Origin of the sequence: Curtobacterium phyllosphaerae (assembly GCF_049341865.1) — a bacterium.
GTDB lineage: Bacteria > Actinomycetota > Actinomycetes > Actinomycetales > Microbacteriaceae > Curtobacterium > Curtobacterium phyllosphaerae.
Map to the genome: position 1 here is coordinate 198,147 of NZ_JBMPIU010000001.1, position 14,615 is coordinate 212,761.

Sequence of the window (14,615 nt, forward strand, 5' to 3'; positions counted from 1 at the left end):
CGGCGTGGTGGCCGCGCCTGGCTGTGGACAACGCAGGTGGAGCGGCGGACCGCCCGGACGACCCGTCAGCCGCCCAGCCCGCGCTCGAGCCGGATCTCCGTCGCCGACCCGACGACCCGCTGCCGCAGCACCTGTGCCCCCGGGGTCCCGGCGTAGTCGTAGATGTCGTACCCGGAGCAGTGCGCGATCGACGCGGGGTCCCCGAGGACGTCCTGCACCGGGGTCCGCCAGATGTCCCGCGACCCGATGAGCACGTAGGTCGGGTGCGCGTCCCGGTACGCGGCCAGGTTCGTCATCCACGCGTACGTCGAGAACGTGTCCGTGACCTGCAGGAGCCCGGCTCGGGGTGTCGCGTACGCAGCGAGCGGGCGGACCGTCCAGAACTGTCCGACGCCCTGCAGGTCGCGCCCGTCGACCCAGGTCGTCAGGCACGCCGCGGGTGCGTACGTCGCGGCCCGCACGGCACCGATCGTCGTCGGCACCACCGCGGCCCCCGTGACGAGCACCGCGGCCGTGACGACGGCGACCACCCCGCGGAACCCGCGCCCCGTCCGGTGCAGCCGCGTCCGGCCGATGTGCGCTCTGGTGAGCTCGGCGACCGCGACCAGGGCGAGGAGCGGCGCGGTGACGATCGGTTCGAGGTACCGGGGGGTCTCCGAGCCCGCGACGACGACCCCGACGGACACGACGAGCACGGTGACCGTGGAGAGCGTCGACGCCACGAGCACCGTCCGCGACGCCCGGACCCGCCACGCCCACACCATGCCGGCCACCCCGGCGGCGAACCCGAGGAACAGGAGGAGCAGCTCGGCGTCACCGAGGCTCGTCGCGGCGCGGCTGTCGGTGAGCGCCGCGAACCAGCCGAGTGTCTCGGCGGCCTGCGCGGGATGGACGTAGGTGCTCGGCGACAGCGACACGAACGGGCCGAGCGGGATCCGCAGCAGGTACCCCACGGTCGAGCCGCCGCCGAGTGCCACCGCGAGCGTGAGGACGACCCGCCACGGCAGGCGTCGGGTGACCGCGAGCAACCCGACCGTGACGAGGACCGGCCCGGCCGACCAGGGGACGTACAACGGGTTGGACGCCGTCGTGCAGACGGCCAGGAGGACGAGGACCGTGAGCGCCACCCACGAGGTGCGGGGGACGGCGCGGGAGGCGTCCCGCACGACGCGCAGGGCGATCGCGGCAGTGCCGAGCATCGCGAGGACGACGCCGTAGTAGTACGTGCTGAACAGCAGGAGCGACGCCAGTTCGAGCGACGAGGCGACGGCGCCGGACTCGGTGAGCACGAGCACCGTGACGACGCCGATCGCGAGCACGCTCACCCCGATCCGCACCGCCCGGGTGGCATCCGGCATCAGCTGCGCGGCGACCACCCGCAGGATGACGTACAGCGCCACGAGGACGAGCACGCCGTTCAGGGCCAGGGCGGCCTGCGGTGTCGTCGTCACGGCGGCGCAGACCAGGTAGACGGGGATCTCCGGGAAGAAGAACAGCGCGGGCGACATGGCCCACTCGAACGGCAGGCCGAGCCGCATCGACCGCTCGACGAGCGGCAGGAGCACCGAGTCGCCGTCGTACCAGAGCAGCTGCACGCGATCGGTGGCGATCACGTGTCGGAGCGACGCCACGGTGAGGGAGATCGCGGTGAGCAGGCCGACCAGCTCGAGCGCCGCCGCGTGGACGGCGGGCGGGAGTCGCGCCTCCCGGCCGGGGCCACCGGGGCGTTCATGACCGCCCCCGCGCGACGGACGCGCACGCGGGATGGGCGGGTGGACCATGCATGGAGCGTACCCACCGCACCCCACGAGCAGCCGCCGTCCACCTGCCGACTGTGCCGATCCGGACCGCTCGGTTACTGTGGTGACTCGTGAACGACGTCCGCGCGCAGTTGATCGACCACATCACCGCCGAAGCCGTGTTCCACGGCGACTTCACCCTCACCAGCGGCAAGAAGGCGACGTACTACATCGACCTCCGCAAGGTGAGCCTCGACCACCGGGTCGCGCCGCTCATCGGCCAGGTGATGACCGACCTCATCGCAGGCGTCCCGGACGTCGACGCGGTCGGCGGTCTCACGATGGGCGCGGACCCGGTCGCGACCGCGGTGCTGCACCAGGCCGCCGCCCTCGGCAAGCAGTACGACGCGTTCGTCGTCCGCAAGGAGCCGAAGGACCACGGTCGCGGCCGGCAGGTCGAGGGTCCGGACGTGCGGGGCAAGCGTGTCGTCGTGCTCGAGGACACCTCGACCACGGGCGGCTCCCCGCTCAGAGCCGCGGAGGCGCTGGAGCGCGAAGGAGCGGTCATCGCCGCCGTGGCGGTCGTCGTCGACCGCGACACCGGTGCGCGCGAGGTGATCGAGGCCGCGGGGTACCCCTACCTCGCGGCGATCGGTCTGGCCGACCTCGGGCTGGCGAAGTGACCGATCGCGGTCCGGAGGACGACGCGCCGGACCCCGTGGGGCACCAGGACCACGGCCGGGAGGCCCAGGACCCGTCGGACGCGTCCGCTGCGGCTGACGACACGGCCGGGCCCGGCGACGCCGCGCCGGCGGCTCCGTTCGACGGGCAGCTCCGGAGTGCGTCCTCGATCTTCGGCGAGGCACGGCTGCCGGAGAACTGGCCGACCCGGCGCGAGATGCGGGCGGCGCAGCGCGCGTCGGAGTCCGGCGAGGTGGAGCCTGCGTCGGTCGAGCCTGCGTCGGTCGAGCCTGCGTCGGTCGACGCTGCGTCGGTCGACGCTGCGCCGGTCGACGATGCGTCGGCGTCGTCGAGCGAGCCGACGATGTCCGCCGACGAGGACGACCGCACCCAGGCCGTGTCGATGCCCGAGGAGCTCGCGAAGCGCTCCGGTCCGGACATCCCGCCGCCGTCCGAGGTCCCGCCCTCCTCGGCCGCGCCGCACCCGATGTCCATCGAGCTGCCCTTCGCCGCGACGAGCCGCGAGGCCCGGGCCGCCGAGACGCGTGCGATCGAGGACGAACGTCGCCGCACCGACCCGGAGGGGCTCGGCCGCGACGACGTCGACTGGCTCGGCCGCGTGACCGGCTCGGCTCCCGCCCCCGGCGACCCGAGGGACACCGGGGCACCGGGCCCGGACGAGCCGCCGAGCTTCACCGAACTGCTCCGGTTGTCCACGGCCGAGGACGCCGCACACGGTGGTGCCGGTCCGGTCGCACCCGGTTCCACCGCATCTCCCGCCGATGCGCCCTTCGACTGGACCGCCGATGTCCCGTCCGACGACCCGGGGTCGACGCCGGAGTCAGCCGACACGACGGCGCTCGCCGCCGGGTCGTGGTCGCTCGCCGACGAGGACGAGGAGGTCGTCGACGGCGAGCTCGTCGACGACGGACTCGTCGACGGCGAGCTCGTCGGCGATGGACTCTCCGGCGGCGAACGCCCCGACGGCGACGCCGCACCGGAGCCGTCGCTCGAGGAACTCCTCCGCGAGAGCGCTCCCGCTGCATCCGAGCCAACGCTCGAGGAGCTCCTCGGCGCGAGCACGTCGACGACGGCGATCCCGGTCGCGGACGGGACCACGGGCAACGCCGACCGCACCGGCGAGGGCGTCGACGTCGACGAGGACGACGAGGACTGGGACGAGGACCTCCCGACCGCGGCCCTGCCGACTCCTGCACCCGCGGTCAGTACAGCGGCCCGCGAGCCCGAGGCAGCCGAGCCCGAGGCCGACGCGCCCGCCGGTACCGACCCGGTCGCCGAGGAGGTCCCCTGGTGGGCCCGCGACGACGTCCCGGCCGGGGACCCCGACGGGCACCCGCCCACCTCTGCCGCGGCGGACCTCGACGCGCTCCTCGGCAGGGACCAGGACGAGTCGACGCCGCGCGCGTCGTCGACCGACCCGGACGAGGTCGACCAGCGCGAGTGGACGGGCCGCGAGACGAGCGACACCCGCGCCATCGACGCCTTGTTCGGCACCGGCGCGATGCAGTCCGTCGAGCACGACCACCTCGGCGACGACGGGCAGACGAGCGACCACGGCGACACCGGCGACCACGGCGACACCGGGACCCGGGCGATGCCAGCGGTCGGCGGGGCGGGTGTCGGTGCCTCGCAGGACGCCCGACGCCCCGACGGGTTCCCGTTCGTCACGCCACCGGTGTCGGCCGGTCCCGCGCCGGCGGACGCCCGGCCCGTCCAGCCGCCGCGCTCCTCGACGACCTACGGTGCCGCGCGCCCGGCGTCGAGCGGGAACGACAACTTCGTGAACGAGGGCTTCGGTCGTCTCGCCGCCCACGGGCAGCGCGGCAAGCAGTGGTTCATCTGGGGCGCGATCGCGATCATCGTCGTGCTGCTCGTCGCGGTGTTCTTCATCACCCGGTGGATCATCGGCGGCGATCCCCAGAACCAGCCGGCGCCGTCCCCGACGCGGACCTCGGCCTCGGCGTCGTTCCAGCGGACCGCGACCCCGGAACCGGTCCCCTCGGCGACGGCCGTGTTTGCGACGTCCGCCGCGGGTGCGGGCGAGCACTCCTGGCGCGATCTGGCCGGCGGCGAGTGCCTGTCGCCGTTCACCGACGCGTGGGCGTCGACCTTCACGGTCGTTGACTGCGCCGCGCAGCACGCGGCGCAGATGACCATCCGTGGTGCGATCGACCAGGCCGACTACCCGGGTGCGGACACGCTCAAGGCGCAGATGTCGGAGACGTGTTCGTCGTCGGGCGCCCTCGACCTGGCGGCAGCCGCGACGTACTCGGACATCCAGGTGCAGGGCTCCTACCCCGCCGACCTCGGCGAGTGGGACACCGGCGACCACTACTACTACTGCTTCGTGAGCCGGTCCTCCGGCCAGCCGATCACCGGGTCGCTCGCGCCGAACGCCTGAGCCGGGTCGCACTCAGAGCGCGGCGCACCGGACGGGAGGCGCGGGACGGGCCCGTCCCGCGCCTCCCGTCCGTCACGTGGCCGCGTCCCCGAGCCGCCGGGACTCAGGCCGGGACGGCGGACGACGCGGTCGTGAGCGACTCGAGCTCGTCGCTCGTGAGCTCGACGTCCGCGGACTGCAGGAGCGCCGGGAGCTGGTCGAGGTTGCGGGCGCTCGCGATCGGTGCGGCGACGTCCGGCTGCGCCTGCAGCCAGGCGAGGGCGATCGACGCGATCGGGACCTCGTGCGCCTCCGCGACCGCTGCGAGCGCGTCGACGACGGCGAGGCCCGCATCGGAGAAGTACCCCTCGACCTGTCCCTGACGGTCCGTGCCGGCGAAGTCCTCGGCCGAGCGGTACTTGCCCGTCAGGAACCCGGCGGCGAGCGAGAAGTACGGCACCACGGACAGGTGGTTCTCGTGCGCGAACGGGGCGATCGTCGACTCGAAGGGCTGGCGCTTGACGAGGTTGTAGTGCGGCTGGATCGCGACCGGTTCGGCGAGACCGTGCTCCTTGGCGATCCGGATCCACTCCGCGCCGCGCTCGGCCGTGTAGTTCGAGATCGCGACGTACCGGACGATGCCGTCCCGGACGAGCTGGTCGAAGGCGGTGACCGTCTCCTCGAGCGGGGTGTCCTCGTCGTCGAAGTGCGCGTAGTACAGGTCGATCGTGTCGGTGCCGAGTCGCTGGAGCGACGCCCGGGCCGCCTTCGCGACGGTGTCTGCACCGAGCCCGGAGAACTCCGGGTGCTGCGAGACCTTCGTGCCGATGACGACGTCGTCCCGCTTGCCGGACTTCGCGAGCCACGAGCCGATGACGGTCTCGGACTCGCCACCGACGTTGCCGTCCGCCCAGGCCGAGTACACGTCCGCGGTGTCGATGAAGTTGCCGCCGCCGGCGACGAAGTGGTCGAGGACGTCGTGTGAGGTCTGCTCGTCGGCCGTCCAGCCGAAGACGTTGCCGCCGAGGGCGAGGGGGAACACGTGGAGGTCGGAGGTGCCGATGCGGGTCATGCGAGTCCTTTCACGGGGTAAGTGGGTCGTGGTCCTGCGCAACCCGGAACCGCACCACGCTATGCCCGGCGCGACGAGTCCGCTCCAGGTCGTCATCAGCCGCTGCACAGCGCTCGGGGGACATCGCGGACAGCGGTGATCGAGCATCCGTAGCGTCGATGTCATGTCCGCACCGCGTCTCCCCACCGCCTTCATGCTCCACGCCCTCGGGTCCAGCCGTCGTGAGTTCGACGGGGTCGCCGAGCGGCTCGCCGACGTGTTCGACGTGGTCGCACTCGACCTCCCGGGGTTCGGGGACCGCGGCGGCGAGGGCGGCACCGCGTCCGGCACGACCGTCGAGGCGATGCGCGACGACGTCCTCGGGCGGATCCGAGCGCACGGTGCGACGCGGTGGATCCTCGTCGGGCACAGCATGGGCGGCAAGGTCGCCTCGACGGTCGCGGCGACGGTGATGGCCGGAGCGCCCGGTGTCTTCGGGCTCGCCGGGGTCGTCCTGCTCGCCGCATCGCCCCCGGTCCCCGAACCGATGGAGGAGTCCCGACGGGACGAGATGCTCGGATGGGCCACGGCCGACGGCGGGGGACTGCGGGCTCACCTCGACGCCGATGCCGCCCGGACGTTCGTCGATGCCAACGTCGGGTCGCCGCTCCCCGCCGCGCTCGACGAGGCAGCGACGACGGACGTCCAGCGCGCCAGCGGCGAGGCATGGGCGGACTGGCTGACCCGCGGCAGCCGGGAGGACTGGTCGCCGGCGGTCGGGGTGCTCCGCCTGCCGGCGCTCATCGTGGCCGGTGGCGCGGACGGCGACCTCGGCGCTCCGGCGCAGCACGAGCTGAACGGCGCGGTGTACCCCCTGGCGCGCTTCGCGACACTCGAGGGCGCCGGGCACATGCTGCCGCTCGAACGGCCGGACGAGGTCGCCGAGCTCATCCGCGCGTTCTGGGCGGACCGTGCCGGCCACGCGCCCGTCATCCCCGAGCCGGTCGTCGCGACGATCGCCGGTGGACACACCTCGGCACGGACCCGGGCGATCCTCGCCGGACGCGCACTCGCGGACGACCCGGACTACGAGCCCGCCGTCCTGAGCGCCGCGCAGCTGACGACGTTGCGGGCGGTCGCCGACCGGGTCGTGCCCCAGGGGTCGGCGCCGATCGACCTCGCGGCGCGGGTCGACGCGCAGATCGCGGCGGGGGAGGGCGACGGGTGGCGGAACGCCGACCTGCCTCCCGACGCGGCGGCGTACCGCATCGGACTCGACGGTCTGGCCGGGTTCGCCGACCTGTCGCCGGAGGAGCAGGACGCCCGGATCGCGGACATCGTCGACGGGTCCTTCGTCCCGCCGCACGGGGACAGCTCGGCCGGCGATGCCGGTGGCGCTGGTGGTTCCGGTGGCGCTGGTGGCTCCGGGCGGTCGGACGGCTCCGGTGGCTCGGACGGCTCCGATGGCTCGGACGGCTCGGCCGGGCGCGTCTTCGACGCGTCACGCATGACCATCTGGTTCGAGGACGCCCGCGTCGACCTCGTCCGGCAGTGGCTCTCGCACCCGGCGACGATGGCCCGCATCGGGTTCGACGGGTTCGCGAACGGCGGCGACGGCGCTCGCACGCAGGGGTTCCAGCTGCTCGGAGCCGATCAACGAGAAGGCTGGGAACCGACCATGGAGGGCACCCGATGAACCTGACGGACATGCGCACGTACTCGGACGACGAGATCGTCGACGTGGTCGTCGTCGGTACGGGCGCCGGCGGGGCGCCCCTCCTGGCGTCGCTCGCCGCGCGGGGCCTCAAGGTCGTCGCACTCGAGGCCGGTGCGAACTCCGAGCCGGGCGACCACACCCCGGACGAGGCGGGCGCGCTGGACATCATCTGGACCGACGAACGCCTGAGCGCCGGCGAGACCCCCACCGCGTTCGGCCAGAACAACAGCGGCCGCGGCGTCGGCGGATCGACCCTGCACTGGGGAGCGTTCACGCCGCGTCCGACCGAGAACGACATCCGGCTCCGTCGCGACTCCGGCGTCGGTGCGGACTGGCCGGTCGACCACGCCGAGCTCATCCGGTACGTCGAACGGGTCGAGCGGACGATCGGCGTCTCCGGCCCGGCGCACTACCCGTGGGACCCGTCCCGCGGCTACGTCCTGCCGCCGACCAGGCGGAACGCGTCCTCGGACATGATGATCCGCGGGTGCGAGGCGGTCGGCATCACCGCGACCGACGCCCCGGCCGCGGTCGTCACCGAGGACTGGCAACAACCGTCGTGGGGACTCCGGCACGCCTGCTCGAACACCGGCTCGTGCCACCAGGGCTGCCGGAACGCCGCGAAGGCGAGCACCGACACGACCTACCTGCCCGCCGCGGTCGCCGCCGGGGCGGAGATCCGTCCCGAGTCGATGGTGCACGGGATCGAGCTCGACGCCCGCGGGCACGTCGAGGCCGTCGTGTACCGGCGGAACGGCGTCGACCACCGGCAGCGCTGCGCGGCGCTCGTCCTCGCGGCGGGCGGCATCGAGACCCCGAGGCTGCTCCTGCACACGGGACTCGCGAACTCGAGCGGCCAGGTCGGCCGGAACTTCATGGCGCACGGGGCCACGCAGGTGTGGGGCAAGTTCGACTCCGAGATGCGGAGCCACCGCGGGTACCCCTCCTCGATCATCACGGAGGACTTCGTCCGCCCGGACGGCGTCGACTTCGCCGGCGGGTACCTCATCCAGAGCCTCGGCGTCGTGCCGCTGACCTTCGCGACGACGCTCGCCCGTGGCGGTGCGCTCTGGGGGCAGGACCTCGTGCAGGCGATGGACGACTACCGGTTCGTGGCCGGGGTCGGCATCAACGCGGAGTGCCTGCCGAGTGACGACAACGTGCTCGAGCTGTCCGACGAGGTCGACGAGTTCGGCATCCCCGTCGCCCGGGTGTCGTTCAGTGCGGGTGAGAACGAGGACGCGATCGACGAGCACGCGATCGCGACGATGACGCGGATCGTCGAGGCCGCCGGTGCGACGTCGACGACGGTGCTCGGACGGACCGCGCACACGGTCGGCACGGCGCGGATGGGCGCCGACCCAACGGACAGCGTCGTCGATCCGTGGGGCCGGAGCCACGATGTGCCGAACCTCTGGGTGGTCGACAACTCGGTGTTCCCGAGCTCGCTCATCGCGAACCCGGCGCTGACGATCATGGCACTGTCGCTCCGGACGGCCGAGGCGATGCGCGCAGAACCCGTCGAGTGAGCAGGAATCGTCGGGTGGGATGATCCCGCCCGACGATTCCTGCTCACTCAGCTGCCTGAAGGCCGGGTCCGGGCCCAGAGGCCGGGTCCGGGCCCAGAGGCCGGGTCCGAGCCCGAGGCCGGGGTCAGCCGCTGACGACCGGGAGGTGCACCGTCGCGGTCGGGGCAGCGGTGCCGGTGCCCGTGCCCGCGCCGGAGCCGGAGCCGGTGCCCGGGTCGGTCGTGGCGGCCGGGACGACACTGGCGGTCCCACCCGTCGCGGTGACCGTGGCCGTACCGTTCGCGGCGAGCTGCACGGTGGCGCTCGTCGCCGCAGCGAGGTCGAGCCGCTCCCACGATCCGCTGGACGACGTGGACTGGTCGAGCGGGTAGCCCGACGCGATCTCGGTCTGTGCGAGGACCTGGGTGCGCTGGGCGTCGGTCAGGGTCGGGAACGTGCTGAGGAGCAGGTTCGACGCGCCGGCCGGGACCGACGGCGCGAGCCCCGTCGTGCCGGATGCCGGGAACCCGTAGGTCAGACGCTCGCGGTACACCGACGTCGCGGTGGCACGGTTCGTGACGATCTGCGCCGTCCCGCCGGGCATCGCCTGTCCGCCGTATGGGTTGCTCTGGTAGGCGGTCTCCGATGCGATGCACGCGGCGAGGGTGCCACCGCACTGCGTCTGGAGGTAGTTCACGAGTTCCGCACGGGCGGGCTCGAGGACCTCGGTGCGGTACTTCGCGTCGGACCAGCGGGCGGCGAGTGCGGCCTCGCCGTCGATGCGTCCGCCCATGATGTCGAGCGGGTAGTGCACACCGAGCACGATGCGGTCGTTGCCGGCCTCGGACGCGCGGGCGAGGACCTCCGGTGCGAGCTCGGGGAGGAGCGTCGCGAGGGTCACACCGGCCTGGTACGCGGTGGTGGTGTGCCCGGAGGGGAACGAGCCGCCCTTGCAGATCCCGGCCTGCGCGTAGCCGGCGGAGAGCGGCACGGCGGCGCCGTTCGGGGCGATCGTACCGGTCGTGTCGGTCTGGTCCGGCACGCGCACGATGTCGAGGTTGCCGTTCGCCGCGGCGTAGGGCTGGCCCACGCGCGTGGCGGCGAGCGAGGACGCGTTCACCGTCGTCGGCGAGCACGCGGGGTCGTCGCCCGCGACCGGAGCGGTGTTCGGGTCGGTCGGCAGGTAGGGGCGCGGGTGGCTGAAGTTCGCCTTGGCCGCACCGGTGCCGACGTAGGCGCCCGATGTGCCGTTCGAGCTGTTGATGAGCGCCTTCGTGAGCGGGAGCGCCCCGGTGTTCGTGCCCTTGAGGTACAGCGGACCGAGGACCGAGCCGAGCGAGTCGGCGATGGTCATCGACTGGTCGTACGCGGTGCCGGCGGTGTTGTTGTACTCGGCGTCCTGGAGGGCCTTGAACTGCTGCGCCTTCGTCGCATGGTTGTTGATCCAGACCGTGAGCTCGTCGTCGTGCTCGAGGACGGCGGCGTCCTTCACGGTGCCGTGCAGGGTGTTGCCGGCGTCGGGCACCCAGTAGTCGTTGTACCCGGCCAGGAGCGGGATGAGGTTCGGCGCGGTGGAGTCGCTCGGGTACGGTGCCGCGGCGAAGGCGGCGACCGGCGTCCCCACGAGCAGGGCAGACGCGAGTGCCGTGATGGCGATGTTCCGCGTGGCGGTGGTCCGCCGGCGGGTCCGTGAACGGGACGAACGGGGCATGGATGCTCTCTCTGGTCGTGGGTGGTTCAGCGTCGGAACTGTACGAGGACCCTGTGACCGCCCGGCGACGCCGTCGTGTCCAGCAGGTGAACGAGGCCGCGGCGGCCGGTGCCGCGTCCGTCCGGCCGACGCCGCGAGTGAGCAGGAATCGTCGGGTCCCGCCGTCCGACCTGACGATTGCTGCTCACTCGACGGGGTGACTCGACGGGCCGCTCGACGGGGTGACTCGACGAGGCCGCTCGACGGGGTGGCTCGACGGGGCCACTCGACGGGGTACCCGCGTGGTCCAATGGGAGGCGATGACCGCTCCCGAGACCACGCCCGCCCGCCGTCGGCGCTGGCCCGTCCGACCCTCAGTGCTCCTCGGCCTCGCGCCGCTCGTCGCGTTCGCGGTCGTCAGCGCGATCCACTCCCGGCCGAGCGACGACTACGCCGACGTCGGCACCACCATCGACAGCGTCGTGCACAGGCTCATCCTGCCCGAGACCATCGCTGGTGCCGCGCTCGCGGTGTTCGTCACCGCGGTCGGTTGGTGGCGGATCGTCCTCCTCGACCGGCATCGAGGTGCTCCGGCGTGGGCAGCGATCGCACCGGTCGTCGTGGTCGTCGCGGCCCTCGCCCGCCTGCCGTTCGTCGACTGGCACGCGCGTCCGCTCCGGTACTTCCTGTTGCTCGCGGTCGCGGTGCTGCTCGTCGGCTTCTTCGAGGAGCTGCTGACCCGTGGTGTCCTGCTCGTCGGACTCCGCGCGCGGCTGCCGGAGTTCTGGGTGTGGCTGCTGTCGTCGGCGCTGTTCGGACTGCTGCACCTGCTCAACATCCTGGCCGGTGCCGGAGTCGGGCCGACGATCCTCCAGGTCCTGTTCGCGGCGTCGTTCGGTTCGGTGCTCTACGTGGCCCGGCGGGTCACGCGGAGCATCGCGGTGCCGATGCTCATGCACGCGCTGTGGGACTTCGGGGCGATCGGCGTCGTCGCGACCGGGATCGGCGGGAACATCGCCGCGATCGGGATCCTCGGGTTGCTGACGATCGTCGCCCTCGTGTTCGGCGTCGTCGCGGCGGTGTTCGTCGCCCTGCACGACGACCGGCCCCGGCGTCTGGCGGAGCGCTGGCGCACGGTCCCGCCCCGCGAGGAGTTCGAGGCCCGCTCGCACGCATGAAGCCCGCCGGCCCGCGTGGAGCCCGCACTCCCGCGTGGAGCCTGGTCAGCGTGGAGCCCGCACGCCCGCGTGGAGCCCGGTCAGCGCCGCACGCCCGCGGCGAACACCCGACGGAACGGGTACACCGTGCCGTGCCGGCCCGCCGGGTACGCCTCACGCAGTGCGACCGCGTAGGCCTGCTCGTACGAACGCCGCATGGTCCCGGACGCATCGGCGGCGTCGAGTGCCTGGAGGGCCGGCCGGAGACCCGTGCCCCGTGTCCACTCCAGCACCGGGTCCTCGCCCTGGAGCACCTGCATGTACGTCGTCTCCCACGCGACCGCGTCGAACCCGGCGTCGAGCATCAGCGACAGGTAGCCGGGCGCGTCGAGCACCGGGTCGGCGCGGAGCACGCCGTCGAGGGCCGCGGCGAACGGTGCCTGCGCTCCGATCGATCGCATGAGCGCGTGCGAGGGCGATCCGAAGTTCCCGGGGACCTGCATCGCGAACCAGGCGCCCGGGGCGAGCGCGGCGAGCCAGGTCGGCAACAGTTCCACATGCGTCGGTACCCACTGGAGGGCCGCGTTCGTCACGACGACGTCGTCACGGTGGTCGGGCCTCCAGTCCGCGATGTCGCCGCGTTCGAACCGCAGGTTCGGGAACCGTTCGCCGAGCGCCGCGGCCTCGTCCAGCATGCTGGACGCGGCGTCGATGCCGATCACCTGGGCGTCCGGCCAGCGTGCCGCGAGTGTCGCCGTCAACGCACCGGGGCCGCACCCCAGGTCGACCACGCGGCGGGGTGCGCTCGCTCCGATCCGCGCGACGAGATCGTGGAACGGCCGAGCTCGATCGCTCGCGAACGCGGCGTACTGCGCCGGGTCCCACACGGGTGCGCCGCCGGTCACATCTCGACCTCGAACGGGGCGGTCGCGACGAGTTCGTGCACCCCCGAAAGGATCTCGTTCGGGCGGAACGGGTACTTCTCGACCTCGGCCATGTCGCTGATGCCGGTCATCACGAGGACGGTGTGCAGACCGGCTTCGATCCCGGCCTGGATGTCGGTGTCCATCCGGTCGCCGATCATGCCGGTGTTCTCGGAGTGCGCCCCGATGCGGTTCATCGCGGAGCGGAACATCATCGGGTTCGGCTTGCCGACGACGTACGGCTCCTTGCCCGTCGCCTTGCTGATCATCGCGGCGATCGCCCCGGTCGCGGGGAGGACGCCCTCCGCGCTCGGGCCCGTGGCGTCCGGGTTGGTGACGATGAACCGGGCGCCGTCGCGGATGAGCCGGACGGCCTTGGTGATCGCTTCGAACGAGTAGTTCCGGGTCTCGCCGACGACGACGTAGTCGGGGCTCGTCTCGGTCATGATGAACCCGACCTCGTGCAGGGCGGTGGTCATGCCGGCCTCGCCGATCACGAACGCGGAGCCGCCGGGCATCTGGGACGCGCAGAAGTCCGCGGTCGCGAGGGCCGAGGTCCAGATCCGGTCCTCGGGCACGGACAGCCCGGACAGCCGGAGTCGTGCACTGAGGTCGCGCGGCGTGAAGATCGAGTTGTTCGTGAGGACGAGGAACGGGGTGCCCTGGTCGAGCCACTGCTGGATGAGCTCCGGGGCACCGGGGAGCGCCTGGTTCTCGTGGACGAGCACGCCGTCCATGTCGGTCAGCCAGCACTCGACCTCGTCGCGCGTCGCAGCAACCATGCGTTCCCTTCCGTCTGACCGGCTCGGCGAGCGGGTTCCACCCCGACCGGAGGGCACGAGGCCCGTTCCGGTGCGGGAGCCGCCAGCCTACTGGCCGGCTCCGATGGGCACCCCGAGTTCTCCACAGGCCGGACGGGAGGCACGCCCGCGCTCCGCGGAGCCCCTCGGCCCCGGCGGGCGGTCACGTCGCCCGCGGCACCCGGTCACGTTGCCCGCGGCGGCCCGGACCTACACTCGACCGGTGACCGAACCCGCCGAGACGTCGACGTCGGCAGAACCGCCGGCCGGACCCGCCGCGACGCACGAGCTCACCACGCACGGCGTCGGCCCGCATCCCCGCCCCTGGCCCGAGGACCCGCGGCTCGACCCGGACCTCCTCGCGCACGGCGACACCCGGAACGTCGTCGACGGGTACCGCTACTGGACCATGGCGGCCATCGTCGCGGACCTCGACACCCGCCGGCACGCCTTCGACGTCGCGATCGAGAACTGGCAGCACGACCTCAACATCGGGTCGATCGTCCGGAGCGCCAACGCGTTCCTCGCCGGGACCGTGCACGTCATCGGACGCCGCCGATGGAACCGCCGCGGTGCGATGGTCACCGACCGGTACCAGCACGTCGTCCACCACCCGGACATCGCGTCGTTCGTCGCGGCGATGCAGGCCGAGGGGCGCCCGGTCGTCGCGATCGACAACCTGCCCGGGGCCGCGATGATCGAGACGGCGGCGATCCCGGAGCGCTGCGTGTTCCTGTTCGGGCAGGAGGGACCCGGACTCAGCGACGAGGCCCTGGCCGCCGCGGACCACCACCTCGAGATCGCGCAGTTCGGGTCGACACGGAGCATCAACGCCTCGGCGGCCGCGGCGATCGTCATGCACATGTGGGTGCTCCGGCACGGGGGTGCGTGACCCGGCGGTCCGCCGGGCGTTGGCCGTCCCCGGAGGGTGTCCCGTGCCTCCCGGCC

General features: G+C 72.9%; 11 protein-coding genes. 6 read left to right on the forward strand and 5 right to left on the reverse strand.

Annotated features, from left to right (window positions below):
• Positions 1–65: 65 nt before the first annotated feature.
• Positions 66–1,781, reverse strand: coding sequence for a hypothetical protein (locus ACO0E0_RS00950; protein ID WP_422869525.1), 1,716 nt, complete (start codon positions 1,779–1,781; stop codon positions 66–68).
• 89 nt (positions 1,782–1,870) lie between these two features.
• Here ACO0E0_RS00950 and pyrE point away from each other — a divergent pair, with 89 nt between their 5' ends.
• Together pyrE and ACO0E0_RS00960 are read left to right on the forward strand one after the other, a co-directional pair.
• Complete coding sequence (pyrE, locus tag ACO0E0_RS00955; protein WP_422869526.1) at positions 1,871–2,422, forward strand: orotate phosphoribosyltransferase; 552 nt, start codon at positions 1,871–1,873, stop codon at positions 2,420–2,422.
• The gene (locus ACO0E0_RS00960; RefSeq protein ID WP_422869527.1) at positions 2,419–4,842 is read left to right on the forward strand and encodes a hypothetical protein; all 2,424 of its coding nucleotides are present in this window, start codon (positions 2,419–2,421) and stop codon (positions 4,840–4,842) included. Before pyrE ends, ACO0E0_RS00960 begins: the two co-directional genes overlap by 4 nt.
• 103 nt (positions 4,843–4,945) lie before the next feature.
• Here the strand turns inward: ACO0E0_RS00960 and ACO0E0_RS00965 are convergent, their stop codons facing one another.
• Positions 4,946–5,893: an aldo/keto reductase gene (locus ACO0E0_RS00965; protein ID WP_422869528.1), complete on the reverse strand. Its 948-nt coding sequence runs from the start codon at positions 5,891–5,893 to the stop codon at positions 4,946–4,948.
• Between the two features lie 163 nt (positions 5,894–6,056).
• Here ACO0E0_RS00965 and ACO0E0_RS00970 point away from each other — a divergent pair, with 163 nt between their 5' ends.
• Entirely contained in the window at positions 6,057–7,568 is a 1,512-nt protein-coding gene (locus ACO0E0_RS00970) for an alpha/beta hydrolase (RefSeq protein ID WP_422869529.1), read from the forward strand.
• Positions 7,565–9,118: a GMC family oxidoreductase gene (locus ACO0E0_RS00975; RefSeq protein WP_422869530.1), complete on the forward strand. Its 1,554-nt coding sequence runs from the start codon at positions 7,565–7,567 to the stop codon at positions 9,116–9,118. Before ACO0E0_RS00970 ends, ACO0E0_RS00975 begins: the two co-directional genes overlap by 4 nt.
• Positions 9,119–9,242: 124 nt before the next feature.
• On the opposite strand, the gene ACO0E0_RS00980 is transcribed toward ACO0E0_RS00975, so the two are convergent.
• Positions 9,243–10,808, reverse strand: coding sequence for a phosphatase PAP2 family protein (locus tag ACO0E0_RS00980; protein ID WP_422869531.1), 1,566 nt, complete (start codon positions 10,806–10,808; stop codon positions 9,243–9,245).
• A 299-nt stretch (positions 10,809–11,107) separates the two neighbouring features.
• On the opposite strand from ACO0E0_RS00980, the gene ACO0E0_RS00985 reads away from it, so the two are divergent.
• Positions 11,108–11,965: a CPBP family intramembrane glutamic endopeptidase gene (locus tag ACO0E0_RS00985; RefSeq protein ID WP_422869532.1), complete on the forward strand. Its 858-nt coding sequence runs from the start codon at positions 11,108–11,110 to the stop codon at positions 11,963–11,965.
• Between the two features lie 80 nt (positions 11,966–12,045).
• Here the strand turns inward: ACO0E0_RS00985 and ACO0E0_RS00990 are convergent, their stop codons facing one another.
• Both ACO0E0_RS00990 and ACO0E0_RS00995 read right to left on the reverse strand, forming a co-directional pair.
• The gene (locus tag ACO0E0_RS00990; protein ID WP_422869533.1) at positions 12,046–12,849 is read right to left on the reverse strand and encodes a methyltransferase domain-containing protein; all 804 of its coding nucleotides are present in this window, start codon (positions 12,847–12,849) and stop codon (positions 12,046–12,048) included.
• Positions 12,846–13,649, reverse strand: a complete 804-nt coding sequence (locus tag ACO0E0_RS00995; protein ID WP_422869534.1) for an HAD-IIA family hydrolase — start codon at positions 13,647–13,649, stop codon at positions 12,846–12,848. The genes ACO0E0_RS00990 and ACO0E0_RS00995 overlap by 4 nt, the downstream gene beginning before the upstream one ends.
• Positions 13,650–13,890: 241 nt before the next feature.
• Here ACO0E0_RS00995 and ACO0E0_RS01000 point away from each other — a divergent pair, with 241 nt between their 5' ends.
• Positions 13,891–14,559, forward strand: a complete 669-nt coding sequence (locus ACO0E0_RS01000; protein WP_422869535.1) for a TrmH family RNA methyltransferase — start codon at positions 13,891–13,893, stop codon at positions 14,557–14,559.
• Positions 14,560–14,615: the final 56 nt, after the last annotated feature.

Excerpts from the sequence above, each read along its gene's own strand:
- ACO0E0_RS00950 (WP_422869525.1), bottom strand. The coding sequence starts at position 1,781 with ATGGTCCACCCGCCCATCCCGCGTGCGCGTCCGTCGCGCGGGGGCGGT.
- ACO0E0_RS00985 (WP_422869532.1), top strand. The coding sequence starts at position 11,108 with ATGACCGCTCCCGAGACCACGCCCGCCCGCCGTCGGCGCTGGCCCGTC.
- ACO0E0_RS00980 (WP_422869531.1), bottom strand. The coding sequence starts at position 10,808 with ATGCCCCGTTCGTCCCGTTCACGGACCCGCCGGCGGACCACCGCCACG.
- ACO0E0_RS00975 (WP_422869530.1), top strand. The coding sequence starts at position 7,565 with ATGAACCTGACGGACATGCGCACGTACTCGGACGACGAGATCGTCGAC.
- ACO0E0_RS00970 (WP_422869529.1), top strand. The coding sequence starts at position 6,057 with ATGTCCGCACCGCGTCTCCCCACCGCCTTCATGCTCCACGCCCTCGGG.
- ACO0E0_RS00965 (WP_422869528.1), bottom strand. The coding sequence starts at position 5,893 with ATGACCCGCATCGGCACCTCCGACCTCCACGTGTTCCCCCTCGCCCTC.
- ACO0E0_RS00995 (WP_422869534.1), bottom strand. The coding sequence starts at position 13,649 with ATGGTTGCTGCGACGCGCGACGAGGTCGAGTGCTGGCTGACCGACATG.